The sequence below is a fragment of the Acidocella sp. genome (genome assembly GCF_052326845.1).
Lineage (GTDB): Bacteria > Pseudomonadota > Alphaproteobacteria > Acetobacterales > Acetobacteraceae > Acidocella.
The window spans coordinates 1-14,812 of record NZ_JBKQJR010000064.1; the positions used below are offsets into that span (position 1 = coordinate 1).

General features: G+C 64.2%; 15 protein-coding genes, 1 tRNA gene and 1 pseudogene. 12 read left to right on the forward strand and 5 right to left on the reverse strand.

Annotated features, from left to right (window positions below):
- The 6 genes and pseudogenes from ACLPJJ_RS03945 to pstA all read left to right on the forward strand — a co-directional run.
- Positions 1-276 (forward strand): annotated as a pseudogene (locus tag ACLPJJ_RS03945) (S41 family peptidase); the annotation flags it as partial.
- A gap of 10 nt (positions 277-286) precedes the next feature.
- Positions 287-763 carry an RNA pyrophosphohydrolase gene (locus ACLPJJ_RS03950; protein ID WP_443589652.1) on the forward strand — a complete coding sequence of 159 codons (477 nt, stop codon included), beginning with the start codon at positions 287-289 and terminating at the stop codon, positions 761-763.
- Positions 764-791: 28 nt separating this feature from the next.
- Positions 792-1,448, forward strand: coding sequence for a dienelactone hydrolase family protein (locus ACLPJJ_RS03955; RefSeq protein WP_443589654.1), 657 nt, complete (start codon positions 792-794; stop codon positions 1,446-1,448).
- A 277-nt stretch (positions 1,449-1,725) separates the two neighbouring features.
- Positions 1,726-2,781, forward strand: a complete 1,056-nt coding sequence (gene pstS, locus ACLPJJ_RS03960) for a phosphate ABC transporter substrate-binding protein PstS (RefSeq protein ID WP_443589655.1) — start codon at positions 1,726-1,728, stop codon at positions 2,779-2,781.
- 66 nt (positions 2,782-2,847) lie between these two features.
- Complete coding sequence (pstC, locus tag ACLPJJ_RS03965; RefSeq protein ID WP_443589656.1) at positions 2,848-3,768, forward strand: phosphate ABC transporter permease subunit PstC; 921 nt, start codon at positions 2,848-2,850, stop codon at positions 3,766-3,768.
- Positions 3,752-4,624: a phosphate ABC transporter permease PstA gene (gene pstA, locus ACLPJJ_RS03970; RefSeq protein ID WP_443589657.1), complete on the forward strand. Its 873-nt coding sequence runs from the start codon at positions 3,752-3,754 to the stop codon at positions 4,622-4,624. Before pstC ends, pstA begins: the two co-directional genes overlap by 17 nt.
- Before the next feature lie 217 nt (positions 4,625-4,841).
- Here pstA and ppa read toward each other — a convergent pair whose 3' ends face one another.
- The gene (gene ppa, locus ACLPJJ_RS03975; RefSeq protein WP_443589658.1) at positions 4,842-5,366 is read right to left on the reverse strand and encodes an inorganic diphosphatase; all 525 of its coding nucleotides are present in this window, start codon (positions 5,364-5,366) and stop codon (positions 4,842-4,844) included.
- Between the two features lie 103 nt (positions 5,367-5,469).
- On the opposite strand from ppa, the gene ACLPJJ_RS03980 reads away from it, so the two are divergent.
- Positions 5,470-5,545 (forward strand) — tRNA-Ile (locus ACLPJJ_RS03980).
- A gap of 15 nt (positions 5,546-5,560) precedes the next feature.
- Here the strand turns inward: ACLPJJ_RS03980 and ACLPJJ_RS03985 are convergent.
- On the reverse strand, positions 5,561-6,001 hold the full coding sequence (locus tag ACLPJJ_RS03985) for a hypothetical protein (protein ID WP_443589659.1): 441 nt from the start codon (positions 5,999-6,001) through the stop codon (positions 5,561-5,563).
- A gap of 216 nt (positions 6,002-6,217) precedes the next feature.
- Between ACLPJJ_RS03985 and ettA the strand changes: the two genes are divergently transcribed.
- The 3 genes from ettA to ACLPJJ_RS04000 all read left to right on the forward strand — a co-directional run bounded on the left by ettA (position 6,218) and on the right by ACLPJJ_RS04000 (position 8,768).
- Entirely contained in the window at positions 6,218-7,897 is a 1,680-nt protein-coding gene (ettA, locus tag ACLPJJ_RS03990; RefSeq protein WP_443589660.1) for an energy-dependent translational throttle protein EttA, read from the forward strand.
- 13 nt (positions 7,898-7,910) lie between these two features.
- The gene (locus tag ACLPJJ_RS03995) at positions 7,911-8,435 is read left to right on the forward strand and encodes a GNAT family N-acetyltransferase (RefSeq protein ID WP_443589661.1); all 525 of its coding nucleotides are present in this window, start codon (positions 7,911-7,913) and stop codon (positions 8,433-8,435) included.
- A 63-nt stretch (positions 8,436-8,498) separates the two neighbouring features.
- A complete protein-coding gene (locus ACLPJJ_RS04000) occupies positions 8,499-8,768 on the forward strand; it encodes a hypothetical protein (protein ID WP_443589662.1) in 270 nt (89 codons plus the stop codon).
- On the opposite strand, the gene ACLPJJ_RS04005 is transcribed toward ACLPJJ_RS04000, so the two are convergent.
- Positions 8,765-9,106, reverse strand: coding sequence for a hypothetical protein (locus tag ACLPJJ_RS04005; RefSeq protein WP_443589663.1), 342 nt, complete (start codon positions 9,104-9,106; stop codon positions 8,765-8,767). The two genes, ACLPJJ_RS04000 and ACLPJJ_RS04005, sit on opposite strands and share 4 nt — an antisense overlap.
- Before the next feature lie 38 nt (positions 9,107-9,144).
- Between ACLPJJ_RS04005 and metH the strand changes: the two genes are divergently transcribed.
- Together metH and ACLPJJ_RS04015 are read left to right on the forward strand one after the other, a co-directional pair.
- A complete protein-coding gene (metH, locus tag ACLPJJ_RS04010; protein WP_443589664.1) occupies positions 9,145-12,627 on the forward strand; it encodes a methionine synthase in 3,483 nt (1,160 codons plus the stop codon).
- A 184-nt stretch (positions 12,628-12,811) separates the two neighbouring features.
- Positions 12,812-13,294, forward strand: a complete 483-nt coding sequence (locus ACLPJJ_RS04015; protein WP_443589665.1) for a MarR family winged helix-turn-helix transcriptional regulator — start codon at positions 12,812-12,814, stop codon at positions 13,292-13,294.
- Positions 13,295-13,299: 5 nt separating this feature from the next.
- On the opposite strand, the gene ACLPJJ_RS04020 is transcribed toward ACLPJJ_RS04015, so the two are convergent.
- Both ACLPJJ_RS04020 and ACLPJJ_RS04025 read right to left on the reverse strand, forming a co-directional pair.
- Positions 13,300-14,082: an EipB family protein gene (locus ACLPJJ_RS04020; protein ID WP_443589666.1), complete on the reverse strand. Its 783-nt coding sequence runs from the start codon at positions 14,080-14,082 to the stop codon at positions 13,300-13,302.
- A 148-nt stretch (positions 14,083-14,230) separates the two neighbouring features.
- Positions 14,231-14,731: a hypothetical protein gene (locus ACLPJJ_RS04025; RefSeq protein ID WP_443589667.1), complete on the reverse strand. Its 501-nt coding sequence runs from the start codon at positions 14,729-14,731 to the stop codon at positions 14,231-14,233.
- Positions 14,732-14,812: the final 81 nt, after the last annotated feature.

Below are 14,812 nucleotides of genomic sequence, written 5' to 3' on the forward strand. Positions count from 1 at the left end.
GGCGTGAGCCCGGATGTCACCGTGTCCGACTCCAACCTGCCGGATGACGCGTTCTTCGCCCAGCTGCGCGAGACGGACCTGCTGAACTCCTTCGCCAACCCCACAGGCCAGAACACTGCCCCGCTGCCGCCGGCGTCGCCTCTGCCCGCCGTGACCGCCAGCATTCCGGGCAAGCCGCCCGCGAACTGGCCGGCCTTTGACCCCACCAAGCCGAGCACCGACTTCCAGCTGCAGATGGGGATCAAGCTGCTGGACGGCATGTCCACCGCGCAGTAACGGGCTGGCCATGACTGATCATACCTCCCTGCCGTACCGGTTGAACGTCGGCGCGGTGCTGTTTGGCCCGGATGGGCGCGTGTTTGTCGGCAAGCGAATCGGCATCATCAATGCCTGGCAGCTTCCGCAAGGCGGGATCGACGCCGACGAGGACCCGCGCGCGGCGGTGCTGCGCGAGCTGTTGGAGGAGATCGGCACGGACAAGGCCGAGGTGCTGGGCGAGCACCCTGGCTGGCTGGAGTACGACCTGCCCCCTTCCCTGATCGGCGTGGCCTGGGGCGGCAAGTATCGCGGCCAAAAGCAGAAATGGTTCGCGCTCAAATTCCTCGGCCAGGATGAGGACATCCAGCTCGATGCGGATTCGCACCCCGAGTTCGAGGACTGGACATGGGTGCCCCTGGCCGAGCTGCCAGCCCTGGCCGTGGACTTCAAACGCGAAATTTACGAAATACTTGCGCGCGACTTTGCGGTATATGCAATACCGTAACGTTACCAATAACAAATAGGGAACGCCGATGCTGAAATTGACCGCCGCCGATGGCCACGAGTTCAGCGCCTTCGAGGCCGGCAATGTAAACGCCCCGCGCGGCTTGGTCGTGGCGCAGGAGATTTTCGGCGTGAACGCGCATATGCGCGCCGTCTCCGAGCGCCTGGCCAGCTACGGCTACCGTGTGCTGTGCCCGCAGATGTTCGACCGCGTGCAGCGCAACGTGGAACTCGGCTACGGACCGCAGGACATCGAGAAAGGCCGGGCGCTGCGCGCGCAAATCACCGAGGCGCAGGTGCTGCTGGACCTGCAAGCCACGGCCGCGGCCTTCGGCGGCAAGCCGGTGGGGATTATCGGCTACTGCTGGGGCGGCACCCTGGCCTGGCTCGGCGCCACCAAGACCGAATCTTTCTGGGCTGCCGCCGGCTGGTATGGCGCGGGCATTGCGGCACAGCGCGACCTGGTGCCCAACTGCCCCGTGCAGCTGCATTTCGGCGAGCGCGACCACAGCATCCCGCTGGCCGATGTCGAGGCCATCCGCAAGGCGCAGCCGGGAATCGAGGTGTACGTCTACCCGGGCGCGGAGCATGGCTTCGGCTGCGAGGCCCGGGCAAGCTACAGCCGCAAGGACTGGGAGCTGGCGGAACTGCGCAGCCTGGCCTTCTTCGCCGAGCACGTCCGCTAGGCCAGAACAGCCCCCCGCGCGGCCGGACGAGCGCGCGACCGAAGCCAAACACGCCGGCTGCGCCTCCCAGAGACAAATCCTGATGTGACAGAACCGCCAGCCGGATATGCCGCGCGCGCCGTCATTATGGGCGCCAACCTCCCTAAATGTCATTGAATTGCAACGCAAATCCCGTCGCCATTGTCACACGCTTCAATTATTGCGGGGCCAGGCGGGGAACTCCCCGCTCATCCGAACAGGGACTCCTTCTCAGGGACTCAACATAAGGAACGCGAACGTGAAGATTCTGACCAACCTCCTCCGCTCCGGCGTTGCCGCGCTGGCCATTGCCTCGGCCGCCGGCGCCGCCCACGCCCAGACTGTCGACGTCCCGCTGATCGAAAGCGGCTCCAGCCTGCTTTACCCGCTGTTCAACCTGTGGGTCGCCTCCTACTCCGCCGAGCACGCCGGCGCTGACATCACCACCACCTCGACCGGTTCGGGTGCGGGTATCGCCCAGTCCACCAAGGGCCTGATTCAGATCGGCGCCTCCGACGCCTACATGTCCGACGCGATGGCCAAGGCCAACCCGACGATGATGAGCATCCCGCTCGCCATCTCCAGCCAGGCCGTGAACTACAACCTGCCCGGCATCACCAACCTGAAGCTCTCCGGCCCGATCCTGGCTGGCATCTATGAGGGCAAGATCACTATGTGGAACGACCCGGCCATCGCCGCGGCGAACCCGGGCGTGAACCTGCCGAACCACGTGATCGTGCCGGTGCACCGTCTGGACGGCTCGGGCGACACCTTCATCTTCACCCAGTACCTCGCCGCCTCCGACGCCGGCTGGGCCTCCACCCTGCATTACGGCACCGCCGTGTCCTGGCCGGCCATCGCCGGCGAGATCGGCGCCAAGGGTAACTCGGGCATGCTCTCCGCCGCCGCCGCCAACCAGTACTCCGTCGCCTATATCGGCATCTCCTTCGCCGACAAGGCTGCCGCCGCCGGTCTCGGCCAGGCTGCGCTGCTGAACAAGACCGGCAACTACGTGCTGCCGACCGAGGACAACATCGCCGCCGCTGCCGCCTCCGTCGCCAACACCACCCCGGCCGATGAGCGCGTCAGCATGATCTTCGCCGAAGGCGCCAACGCTTACCCGATCGTGAATTATGAGTATGCGATCGTGAACAGCCAGCAGCCGGCTGCAGCCATGGCCTCCGCCATCCACGACTTCCTGACCTGGGCGATCAACGAGGGCAACAGCCCGACCTTCCTGAACCAGGTCCACTTCCTGCCGCTGCCGGCGGCCGTGAAGACCCTGTCCCAGGCCCAGATCGACAAAATCCAGTAAGACGCCTAAACACCTCCCCTTCCGGCACCAGCCGGAAGGGGACCCTTCAAATCCATACGGTGGACCATGAAAATCAGGCCATTTCGTCTATCAGTCCTGTCTCTCAGCCTAATGATTCCCGCCGCGCTATGCGCGGTTGTTTTGTTTCTGGTGGTGTATTCGGGCCAGGCCATGATCTTCAACGGCCTGCACTTCGTCACCAACATCAACTGGAACCTCGGCGACCTTTACAGTGACCCTGTCACGGTTAACGGAATCTCCATTCCGCCAGGCGCCAATTACGGCATCCTGGTCTTCATCGTCGGCACGCTGGCCTCTTCCGGCATCGCCATCCTCATCGCCGTGCCGCTCTCCATCGGCGCCGCCATCTGCCTGGCCGAGGCCGTGCCGCACCGCATCCGTCCGGTGCTGTCCATGCTCGTCGAGCTGGTCGCCGTGGTGCCCTCCGTGGTGTTCGGCCTCTGGGGCATCGCCGTGCTGATCCCCTTTATCGGCCATTATCTCAGCCCCACCGGCAACGGTTACGGCCTGCTCGCCGCCTCCATCGTGCTGGCGCTGATGATCACGCCGATCATCGCCTCCACGTTGCTGGATGCGCTGATGCAGGTGCCCACGGAGAACCGCGAATCCGCATTCGCCCTCGGCGCCACACATTTCGAGGTCGTCTCCAAGGCGATGATGCCGATGGTGCGCACGACCCTGATCGGCGGCATCGTGCTGGCGCTGGGCCGCGCCTTGGGTGAGACCATGGCCGTGCTGATGGTCTCGGGCGGCGGCATCAACATCCTGCCGACCTCGCTGTTCAGCCCGATCTCGACCATCGCCTCCTTCATCGTCAGCCAGCTCGACAGCGCCGAGGCCGACCCGACCAACATGTCGGTGCGCACCCTGTCCGAGATCGCGCTGGTGCTGTTCATCATCACGCTGGCGGTCAACGCCGCTGCCAAACTGCTTACGTCCGGAGCTCTCAATGTCCGCAAGCACTAGTCTTAAGACTCCGCGCACAGCCCTGGAACTGCAACGCATCGTCGTCAGCAAGCTCGGCTGGGTGGGCTGCGGCATCGCGCTGCTGCTGGTCATTGCCCCGCTGCTGGATATCGTCGGCGTCGTCACCGTAAACGGCCTCTCTGCCTTCTCGGTCCAGCTGTTCACCAAGAACACGGGCGGCACGGCCAATGGCCTGCTCAACGCCATGGAGGGCACGGTCGTCATCACCATCTGCGCGATGCTGATCGCCGTGCCCATCGGCATCGGCGCCGGCATCCATCTTTCAGAGTATGGCAGGGGCAAGCTCAGCAACGCCATCCGCTTCCTCTCGGACGTGCTGACTGGCACCCCCTCCATTGTGCTCGGCTACTTCTCCTACATCGTTTTCATCATCGGCTTCGGCTGGGGCTTCTCTCTCGCTGCCGCGGCCATCACCCTTGCCATCCTCATCGTGCCCTATCTCGCGCGCATCACCGAACTCGCCCTGCAGCAGGTGCCAAACTCGATGCGCGAGGCCGCCTACGCCCTGGGCGGCACTGACTCCACTGTGGTGTTCAAGGTGGTGCTGCCCGCGGCCTCCGCCGGCGTGATCACCGGCACGCTGCTCGGGCTTGCCATCTCGGTGGGTGAGACCGCGCCGCTGATCTACACCGCCGGCTGGTCGGATTTCACCTGGACCGGCCAGTTCACCCACTCCCCAGTCGCCTACCTCACCTACGTGATCTGGACCTTCATCGACCAGCCGGACGCGCATTCCCACGCTTTGGCCTATGCTGCGGCCTTCTTCGTCATGCTCGTGGTGCTCGCCATCAACATCAGCGTGCGCCTGGTCGTGAAGCGCCAGAAATTCGTGTAACGCCGGAAAACACGCCACGAAAAAGGGGCCCCTTTCGGGGCCCCTTTCTTTTTGCCGGGTTTTAGGCCGAAATTAGAGACTGCTTTGAAATTCGCTCTGGTGAGTCGGATGGAGGTGTTTTTCGAGCACGGGAGCGGAGCGCACTTAAAGTACGTGAGAACCGGAGCGCAGAAAAACGCCTCCAGACGGCCGCCTGAGTAGAATTACAAACAGTCTCTTACTTGGCGGCGCGGGCCAGGCTGGCGGAAATCGCGGCCTCGGCGGCTTCGCGGTTGGCCCAGCCGGTCACCTTCACCCACTTGCCCTTCTCGAGGTCCTTGTAGTGCTCGAAGAAGTGCTTGATCACGTCGAGGGTGATGGCGGGAAGCTGCTCGACCTCGGTGATGCCGGTGTACTGCGGATGCACCTTGTCGTGCGGCACGCAAACAATCTTCTCGTCCTGGCCGGATTCGTCTTCCATCTGCAGCATACCGATCGGGCGGCAGCGGATGACCGCACCCGGCACCACGGCGGTAGGCAGCAGCACCAGGGCGTCGGCCGGGTCGCCGTCATCGGCAAGGGTGTTGGGGATGAAACCGTAAGCAGCCGGGTAGGTCATGGGCGTGAACACCACGCGGTCAACAATGAGAGCGCCGCTCTCCTTGTCGATCTCGTACTTCACGCCCGAGCCGGCCGGAATTTCCACAACCACGTTGATATCGCGGGGCACGTCATTGCCGGCCGAAATCTTGCTCACATCCATTGGATTGGTCTCCCAGTTGCACTGCGCCGCATATAACCTGCGCCAGGGTCTCTTGCCAACGCGCACGCCCTGGCTATGTTGCCCCTGCCCTGGTTTGGCACATGCGCCGGTAGCTCAACGGTTAGAGCGGACCGCTCATAACGGTTTGGTTGCGGGTTCGATTCCTGCCCGGCGCACCAGGTCTTCCGTTCCGGCTAATGCCGGAGCCTGCTTAGCGCCACTGCCGCCGCCTCCAGCTGGTGCGCCTCGTCCAGCATCATATCTGCCTGGGTATCGCAGCGCATCGCATCCTCGGACATGCCGAACATATAGCCGTTCACCGGAAGGGCGCGGTCGGCCTGCTCGTGATACTCGTCCACCAGCGCGATCAGCTCGCGCCGCAGCGCCTCAAGCATCGCCTGGCAGCGCGGATGGCCGCGCCAATTCTTGATGATATCCCGGCGCGTCTCGTCCAGCAGGGCGTAGGTCTCGTCCAGGCGGTCCGGCCTGAGCCTGTCCACATCGGCACGCAACCGGGCCACGGCGGCAGCCACCTCCGGCATTGGCTGCACTGACTCGCCGCCATGCGTCATTTGGGGGAAAGGCAACGCCACGGGCGGAGCGCCAGTCGCGCCCGCTTGGTTCTTGTTCGGCATGTCATCTCGTCCTGGCTTGGTGTTGGAAACGCTTCTTCGTCGCTTGCCGGACCGGAGCTTCGCCGCGGCTGCCCATGACCAATGCAAACTCTAACAGGGAAACTCCTGCCCCTCCGTTACAAATCGGACAGCCAGACGCCAGCGCGCCTGGCATGTTGCCGCGCCCTGCCGCCCCAATTATACCCTGGCCAACCGAATTCGAAGGACGCTCGCGCCATGGCTGCTTACCAATACGTTTATGTGATGAAGGACCTCACCAAAGCCTATCCGGGCGGGCGCGAGGTGTTCAAAGGCATCACGCTCTCCTTCCTGCCGGGGGTGAAGATCGGCGTGCTCGGCGTGAACGGCGCCGGCAAGTCCACCCTGCTGAAGATCATCGCCGGGATCGACAAGGACTACGGCGGCGAGGCCTGGGCGGCCGATGGCGTGAAGGTGGGCTATCTGGCGCAGGAGCCGCAGCTCGACCCCACCAAGAACGTCGGCGAGAACGTGGCCGAGGCGTTTGCCGATCTGCGTACCGCCATCGCCCGGTTCAACGCCATCTCGGAAGAATTCGCCGAGCCGATGGATGACGACAAGATGAACGACCTGCTGGCCGAGCAGGCGCAGCTCCAGGAAGTCATCGACGCCGCCGATGGCTGGGACCTGGACCGGCAGATCGAGATCGCGCTCGACGCGCTGCGCTGCCCGCCGCCGGATGCCGATGTCGGCCCGCTCTCGGGCGGCGAACGCCGCCGCGTGGCGCTGTGCCGCCTGCTGCTGGAAAAGCCCGACCTGCTGCTGCTCGACGAACCGACCAACCATCTGGACGCCGAGTCGGTGGCCTGGCTGGAGCGTACGCTGGCCAACTACACCGGCACCGTGATCCTTATCACCCACGACCGTTACTTCCTGGACAACGTGACCAACTGGATCCTGGAAATCGAGCGCGGCCGCGGCTACCCGTACGAGGGCAATTACTCCTCCTGGCTGGCGCAGAAGCAGAAGCGTCTGCAGCAGGAGGAAAAGGAAGAATCAGCCCGCCAGCGCGCTTTGGCCGAGGAGCAGGAGTGGATCTCGGCCAGCCCCAAGGCGCGCCAGACCAAGTCCCGCGCGCGTATCCAGCGCTATGAGGAAATGCTGCAGAAGTCTCAGGAACTGCAGACCGGCGTGGCGGAAATCGTCATCCCGCCCGGCCCGCGCCTGGGCGGCACGGTCATCGAGGCCCAGGACCTGTGCAAGGGCTTCGGCGACCGCGAGCTGATCGACCACCTCAACTTCAAGCTGCCGCCGGGCGGCATTGTCGGCGTCATCGGCCCGAACGGCGCCGGCAAATCCACGCTGTTCAAGATGATCACCGGCCTCGAGAAACCGGATTCCGGCAGCCTCAAGATCGGTGAGACGGTGAAGCTGGGCTATGTCGACCAGTCCCGCGACAGCCTGGACCCGAACAAGAACGTCTGGGAGGAAATTTCGGGCGGCACGGATGTCATCTATCTCGGCAAGCGCTCCGTGGCCTCGCGCGCTTATGTGGGCGCGTTCAACTTCAAGGGCTCGGACCAGCAGAAGAAGGTCGGCATCCTCTCCGGCGGTGAGCGCAATCGCGTGCATCTGGCGAAAATGCTGAAGTCGGAAGCCAACGTCATCCTGCTCGACGAACCGACCAACGACCTGGACGTGGACACCCTGCGCGCGCTGGAAGAGGCGCTGATGGAATTCCCCGGCTGCGCCGTTATCATCTCCCATGACCGCTGGTTCCTCGACCGTCTGGCCACCCATATCCTGGCCTTCGAGGGCGACAGCCACGTGGAATGGTTCGAGGGCAACTTCCAGGCCTATGAAGAAGACAAGCGCCGCCGCCTGGGCCAGGACGCCACCGAACCCCACCGCATCAAGTACCGGCCGCTGACGCGGTAATCCCTGCCCCCGGATGAGCGTGTCATCGGCCTGGGTGATCACCACGGCGCGGCTGCGGATGACGCCGGTAGGGTATTGGGACCTGCCCGACCTCGTGCGGCTGAAGGGTGACCCGCGCGCCTATGCCTTCCTTCTGGGCGGCGTGCGGAACCCGGTGCAGGTGGCCGAGGAACTGGCCCACGACATTCAGGACTGGGGCCGGCATGGCTTTGGCATGTGGGCCGTGCGGGCGCAGCGCGGCAAGTTCCTGGGCATGACGGCGCTGATGCACCGGCCGGACGGGCGCGGCGTGGCGCTGCGCTTCGCGTTCCACCCGGAGGCGCGCGGTGTAGGCTTGGCGAGCGAGGCGGTGAGCGCGGCGCTTAACTACGCGCATGATGTGGCGGGGCTCGAGCGCGTAGTGGGCGTGGCGCGGGAGGATAATTTTGCCTCGCGCACGGTGCTGGGAAGCATCGGAATGTCCCAATCAGGGACATTCATGCGCGATGGTTACATTCTGTACGTGTACGAATCTGTGCGCCTGGGAAAGGCGGGGTGAATTTACCTCCATACACGAAAATCTTACTTGCCTGTACACGCGGCTTGCCTCCTATGGAGGATCATGACACGCGAAGAGCACATGGAGATTCTTGCGTTTTTCGACCGGGTGATGAGCTCGGCGGACGCAACTGTCGACGTCGAGGCGGACGCGATCATTCGCGCCCTGTTAAAGCGAAACCCGGATGCGGCGTATCATGTGACCAAGCTGGCCATGGCGCTCTCCGCCCGGCCAGCGCCCGTGCCAGTGCCGCCCTCGGCGCCGCAACCGGCACGCAAATCCCGGCAATGGTTTGCCGCGCTGCTACACCGCAACGCACACGTGGCTTTCTAACGCGGCTCGCCTGACGCCCGGTAACGCGCGCGGGCCAGCGCGTCCTGCGCCAGGGCGGCGCGCAATTCCGCTTCGCCCGCCGCGGAGGCGAATATCACCACACGGCTGAAATACGGCGCCGCCCCCGTGGCGCGGGCGCGGAAGAGCAGGGCGAGCGCCTCCGCCGCCGGGCTGCGCGCCACGCAACAGATGCAGCCCACCCCGTGGCTAGGCCGGGCGGCTGCGAAACGCAGCGCATAACTCGCCGCCGGCGCGGCAAACCCCTCCTCGACCAGGGCGGCATCTTCAGGCCCTGGCTGTTGCCCGAACACCACGGGAATACGGCTATCTTCATTCATTGGCTGGACATGGAGGCGCTCCAGTGTATCTGACAAGTATGTCACGGCCTCATCTTCTCGACGCTCTCTCCAAAAACGCGCTGCTCTGCGATGGCGGCATGGGTTCGCGCGTGCAGGCGCTCACTCTCGACCTGGAAAAGGATTTCTGGAACCAGGAAAATTGTACCGAGGTGCTGAACCTCTCCCGCCCGGACCTCGTGCGCGAGATCCATCGCGGCTACTACGCCGCCGGGTCGGACATGGTGCAGACCAACAGCTTCGGCGGCTCGCCGATCACGCTGGGCGAGTTCGACCTTCAGGACCGCGCCTTCGAGATCAACAAGATCGCCGGTGAGCTGGCGCGGGAAGCCGCCGAGAGCTTCGCCGATGGCCGCATGCGCTGGGTGGTGGGCTCCATCGGGCCGGGCACCAAGCTGCCGAGCCTGGGCAATATCGCCTATGACCCGCTGGAGGAGGCGCTGTTCCTGCAATGCCGGGGGCTGCTGGCCGGCGGCGTGGACGCGCTGCTGATCGAGACCTGCCAGGACACGCTGCAGATCAAGGCGGCGGTGAACGGCGCCAAGCGGGCCAAGGCGCTGGCGGGCAGCGACGTGCCCATCTTCGTGCAGGTCACGGTGGAGACCACCGGCACGCTGCTGGTGGGGCCTGATATCGCCGCCGCCGCCACGGTCATCCACGCGCTGGACGTGCCGCTGATGGGCCTCAACTGCGCCACCGGGCCGCAGGAGATGGCCGAGCATGTGCGCTATTTGAGCCAGAACTGGCCGGGCAAGATTTCAGTGCAGCCGAATGCGGGCCTGCCCGAGCTGGTGGACGGCAAGACCCACTACCCGCTCGGCGGCGCCGAGATGGCAAGCTGGGTGGAGCGCTTCGTGGTCGAGGATGGGGTGAACCTCATCGGCGGCTGCTGCGGCACGAGCCTCCCGCATATCCAGGCGCTGGACGCCATGCTGCGCAAGCTGGGCAACCCCCGCCCTGCCCCGGTTGCGCGCAAATTCCACTTCGTGCCCGCCGTCGCCAGCCTCTACGGCGCGGTGCCGCTGCGGCAGGAGAATTCCTATTTCTCCATCGGCGAGCGCTGCAACGCCAATGGCTCCAAGAAGTGGCGCGAGTTGCAGGAGGCCGGGGACTGGGATGGCTGCGTGGCCATGGGCCGCGAGCAGGTGGCGGAAGCCTCCAACGCGCTGGATATCTGCACCGCCTTCGTCGGCCGCAACGAGATCAAGGAGATGAGCGAGGTCATCACCCGCTTCACCTCCTCGGTGAACGCGCCGCTGGTGATCGACTCAACCGAGACGCCGGTGATCGAGGCCGCGCTGAAGCTGCATGGCGGCAAGCCGATCATCAACTCGATCAATTTCGAGGATGGCGAGCACCACGCGCATGAGCGCCTCACCTTGGCCAAGAAGTTCGGCGCCGCCGTCATCGCGCTGACCATCGACGAAGTCGGCATGGCCAAGTCGGCCGAGGACAAGCTGCGCATTGCCCGGCGGCTGGTGGATTTTGCCTGCACCAAATACGGCCTGCCGCAGAGCGACCTGCTGATCGACCCGCTGACCTTCACCATCGCCACCGGCAATGAGGACGACCGCAAGCTCGGCCTGTGGACGCTGGAGGGCATCAAGGCCATCCGCGACGAATTCCCGGATATCCAGATCATCCTCGGCCTCTCCAACATCTCCTTCGGCCTTAACCCCGCCGCGCGGGCGGTGCTGAACTCGGTGTTCCTGGACCACGCGGTTAAGGCCGGCATGACCGGCGCCATCGTGCATGTGAGCAAGATCCGCCCGCTGCACATGATCGCCGCGGAAGAGGTGAAGGTGTGCGAGGATCTGATCTTCGACCGCCGCACAGAAGGCTACGACCCGCTGCAGAAGCTGCTGGAGATGTTCGCCGACCGCAAAGCCGCCGACGCAACCAAGAAGAAGCGCGCGGACACGGTGGAGGGGCGGCTGAAAGACCGCATCGTGGATGGCGACCGCAAGGGGCTGGACGCGGAGCTGGATGAGGCACTCAAAATCCACAAGCCGCTCGAAATCATTAACAACATCCTGCTCGACGGCATGAAGGTGGTGGGCGAGCTGTTCGGGGCAGGCAAGATGCAGCTGCCCTTCGTGCTGCAATCGGCGGAGACGATGAAGGCCGCCGTCGCGCATCTGGAGCCGCTGATGGAGCGCGTCGCGGGTGAAGAGCGCGGCATCATGGTGCTCGCCACGGTGAAGGGCGACGTGCACGATATCGGCAAGAATCTCGTCGACATCATCCTCACCAATAACGGCTACAAGGTCATCAATCTCGGCATCAAGGTGCCGCTGGCGGACATGGTGGCGGCGGCGAAGCAACATAACGCCCATGCCATCGGCATGTCCGGCCTGCTGGTGAAATCCACCGTGGTGATGCGCGAGAACCTGGAGGAAATGTCCCGCCTCGGGCTGGATATCCCGGTGGTGCTCGGCGGTGCTGCGCTGACGCGCAACTATGTCGAGGAAGACTGCGTCGCCTCCTATAACTCCGGCCGCGTGGTCTATGCGCGCGATGCGTTCGACGGGCTGCACCTGATGGACCGCATCGCCGGCAACGGGTTCGACGATTACCTCGCCGCCATTCAATCAAAGCGCAAGGGCAAGGCGCGCAACACCAAGCGCACGCTGGGCACCGCGGCAGAGGCGGCTTTCGCGCCGGTGGACATAAAAGAGGTCCAGGCCCGCCGCCGCCGGCTGAATGCGGATGAGCCCGCCCTCGTCCCGCCCTTCTGGGGCCCGAAGGTGATCGAGGCCGCGCCCAAGGCGGTGGTGCCGTTCATCAACGAGCGCTCGCTGTTCCAGTTCCAGTGGGGCTTCCGCAAGCAGGGCAAATCGCTGGAAGACTTCCTCGGCTGGGCGCGACAGGAGCTGCGCCCGGTGATGAAGCGCATGCTTGATATCTGCGAGGCGGAGCATATCCTCCACCCGCAGGCGATCTACGGCTACTGGAAGGCCGCAGGCCAGGGCAACGACCTCATCCTGTTCGAAGAGGACGGCGTGACCGAGGCGGCGCGTTTCAGCCTGCCCCGCCAGCCGCGCCAGGATGGCGAGTGCATCGCGGATTTCCTCCCCGATATCGAGGATGGACGCGGGGTCATCGGGCTGCAGGTGGTGACCATGGGGCAGCGTGCCTCCGAGGTCGCGCGTGAGTGGTTCGAGGCCAACCGCTACCAGGATTACCTGTATCTGCACGGCATCTCGGTGGAGATGGCAGAGGCGCTCGCGGAGTACACGCATAAGCGCGTCCGCGCGGAGCTCGGCTTCGCCGCCGAGGATGACCGCGACATGGAGAAGCTGCTCCAGCAATCCTATCGCGGCTCGCGCTACTCCTTCGGCTACCCGGCCTGCCCCAAGCTGGAGGACCAGGCCCAGCTGCTCGGGCTGCTGGGGGCGGAGCGCATCGGCGTGTCGCTCTCCGACGAGTTCCAGTTGCACCCCGAGCAGTCCACCAGCGCCATCGTGCTGCTGAACCGGCACGCAAAATACTTCTCGGTGTAGTTCGCCAGGCCACGCCAGGAACCATATTCTGGCGTGGTCATTCTGGGTTTTGTTTCCACACAAAGCTGCTAATGAGATTTTTTGCGCCGCGACGTTGTCTAATTGATTTTTATCATTGTACAGAAACAATTTATTGCAGCAATATTCACCTTATTATCTTATTGAACAGGAACTTGCTGATTTTATGGACAACGAATTGGAGGCTGGTCTACCCGATCGAGATCCCATAGGCCATGCCGGGTTCCTGATCCGCCGCGTGCACCAGATTTCCGTGGCCTTGTTTGCCGATGAGTGCGAGGCGCTGGACATCACGCCAACCCAGTTCGGCATCATGCTTGCCATTGCTGCGCAACCGGGCATCGACCAGTCCACCGCCGCGGAGGAGCGCGGTGTTGACCGCGCGACCATGGCCAGCATCGTCGCCCGGCTGGAGGGGAATGGCTATATCCGGCGCGTGCCCGGCCGGGCTGACCGCCGCCAGAAGCTGCTGAGCCTGACGGCCGCTGGCAAGAAGCTACTGGCCAAGGCGCAGGCGCCAGTCGAACGCGCAACCGAGCGCGCGTTGGAGCCCCTTTCCCCGCGCGATCGCAAGGCCCTCATGCGGCTGCTGGAAAAACTGGTCGATGGCGGCAACCATCACGGCCGCGCCAAGCTGCGGCTGAAATAGGGCGGCTATTTCCCCGGGCAGGGCGCGGGCGGGATGGTCAGGCGGGTGAGTTTGCCGGTCATCTCGAAATCGCCGAAATCCATCACCAGATCGGTCGCCACCCCGTCCTCGAAATAGCGCATCGAGGTACGGAAATTCGGCGTCTCGTCGTCGTTCTTGCGATCATAGAAGGCGATGTCGACATCCGCGCTGGGAATATTGTCCAACGCCGGCCAGGCGGTCTTTTCCGGCTCATGATCGCCTAGCTCGGCAATGAAAGTGGCCTGCGCGCCATCGGCGGAGGTGCCGTCGAACAAGGGCGGGGCGATGAATTTCTGGCCCGAGCGGCCGGCCGCCAGCAGCGCCTCGGTGTGCTGCATCGGGAACAGCGTGCCCGGCGGCAGCTTCAGCGTGGTGTTGGCCGGGGTGGTGTAGGCAACAAGCCCCGAGCCGTCCGGATTGCGCGTCGCGGTGCCGGCATCGTCGATCTGCTCCTTGCCGTCATTGTCGCTCTCGCGCAGGGTGAAGGTCAGGGTTTTGCCGTCCTTGCTCTCCCAGGTGATGTAGTCGCTCACCGTTTTGGTCAGAGAGCCGTCGGTGTTGCGGAGGATCAGCGTCATGTGCTGGGTCGTCGCCCAGCCGGTACAGCCATCCACCACGTCGAAGCTCATCTGCCCGGTGGCGCCGGTGATGTCATGCGTGCGCAGCTTGGACAGGGTAAGCGTGTAGAGCGCGTGCTGGCCGGTCAGGCCATCGGCCTGCGCGAGACCGGGGATGAGCAAGGCGAGCAGGGCAAAAGCAGATCTCATGCGCCTATCTTCCCGCTTGCCCGCCACGCCGTCAAACCCCGGCGGTTAGAAGCTGCTCGGAAACTCGCTCTGGTGAGTCGCATAGGGATGATTTGGGAGCACCGGAGCGGAGCAAATCGGCCCTAGGCGGCCTCCAGAGTAGAGTTTCCTATTTCTTCCAGAGGCTGGTGTCCCATACCTGGGAGCTGCTGTTGATCTTGTCGCTGATGTTATCCAGCCTGGAGCGCAGTATTTGCGGGGTGAGGCCCTCCAGCGGGATGATCGCGTTGCCGTAGAGCGACTCGCCATCCGTTCCGCTTTCCATCGAGAAGTAGAAGTCTCCGAGGTCGCTCACCTCCAGCAGCTTGGCGAAGTCGAGCTTGGCCATGTCGGCGGGCTTGTACGTGTTGATATTCACATAGGCATAGACCAGCGTGCCGTCCTGTGAGAGGTCGAAATGCAGGCGGTAGTCGTAATCGCCTTGCCACTGTATGGCGAAGGACTGCTTGTCGCTGGCAAGATCGGTAGTGTAGCCGAGGTTGTTCACCATGGTTTGCAGGTTACTCAACGCCGCCGGCTCGGTCTGCGCGGTGTTGTCGGCCCGCGCCGCGGGCGCGCCGGAAAGCAGCAAAGCCAGAGCCAGGGACGTGCCGAGATAACGCCGGAACATGACCGCAACCTTCTTGATTTTTGTCCCGGAATGTTACGTCAGATCAGGAAACCCGGCAACGCAATTCCGCCGGACGGGGGC

Bases quoted from the DNA above. Each gene is read 5' to 3' on its own strand.
- ACLPJJ_RS03950 (WP_443589652.1), top strand. From the start codon at position 287: ATGACTGATCATACCTCCCTGCCGTACCGGTTGAACGTCGGCGCGGTG.
- ACLPJJ_RS03955 (WP_443589654.1), top strand. From the start codon at position 792: ATGCTGAAATTGACCGCCGCCGATGGCCACGAGTTCAGCGCCTTCGAG.
- pstC (WP_443589656.1), top strand. From the start codon at position 2,848: ATGAAAATCAGGCCATTTCGTCTATCAGTCCTGTCTCTCAGCCTAATG.
- pstA (WP_443589657.1), top strand. From the start codon at position 3,752: ATGTCCGCAAGCACTAGTCTTAAGACTCCGCGCACAGCCCTGGAACTG.
- ppa (WP_443589658.1), bottom strand. From the start codon at position 5,366: ATGGATGTGAGCAAGATTTCGGCCGGCAATGACGTGCCCCGCGATATC.
- ACLPJJ_RS03985 (WP_443589659.1), bottom strand. From the start codon at position 6,001: ATGCCGAACAAGAACCAAGCGGGCGCGACTGGCGCTCCGCCCGTGGCG.
- ettA (WP_443589660.1), top strand. From the start codon at position 6,218: ATGGCTGCTTACCAATACGTTTATGTGATGAAGGACCTCACCAAAGCC.
- ACLPJJ_RS03995 (WP_443589661.1), top strand. From the start codon at position 7,911: ATGAGCGTGTCATCGGCCTGGGTGATCACCACGGCGCGGCTGCGGATG.
- ACLPJJ_RS04000 (WP_443589662.1), top strand. From the start codon at position 8,499: ATGACACGCGAAGAGCACATGGAGATTCTTGCGTTTTTCGACCGGGTG.
- ACLPJJ_RS04005 (WP_443589663.1), bottom strand. From the start codon at position 9,106: ATGAATGAAGATAGCCGTATTCCCGTGGTGTTCGGGCAACAGCCAGGG.
- metH (WP_443589664.1), top strand. From the start codon at position 9,145: ATGTCACGGCCTCATCTTCTCGACGCTCTCTCCAAAAACGCGCTGCTC.
- ACLPJJ_RS04015 (WP_443589665.1), top strand. From the start codon at position 12,812: ATGGACAACGAATTGGAGGCTGGTCTACCCGATCGAGATCCCATAGGC.
- ACLPJJ_RS04020 (WP_443589666.1), bottom strand. From the start codon at position 14,082: ATGAGATCTGCTTTTGCCCTGCTCGCCTTGCTCATCCCCGGTCTCGCG.
- ACLPJJ_RS04025 (WP_443589667.1), bottom strand. From the start codon at position 14,731: ATGTTCCGGCGTTATCTCGGCACGTCCCTGGCTCTGGCTTTGCTGCTT.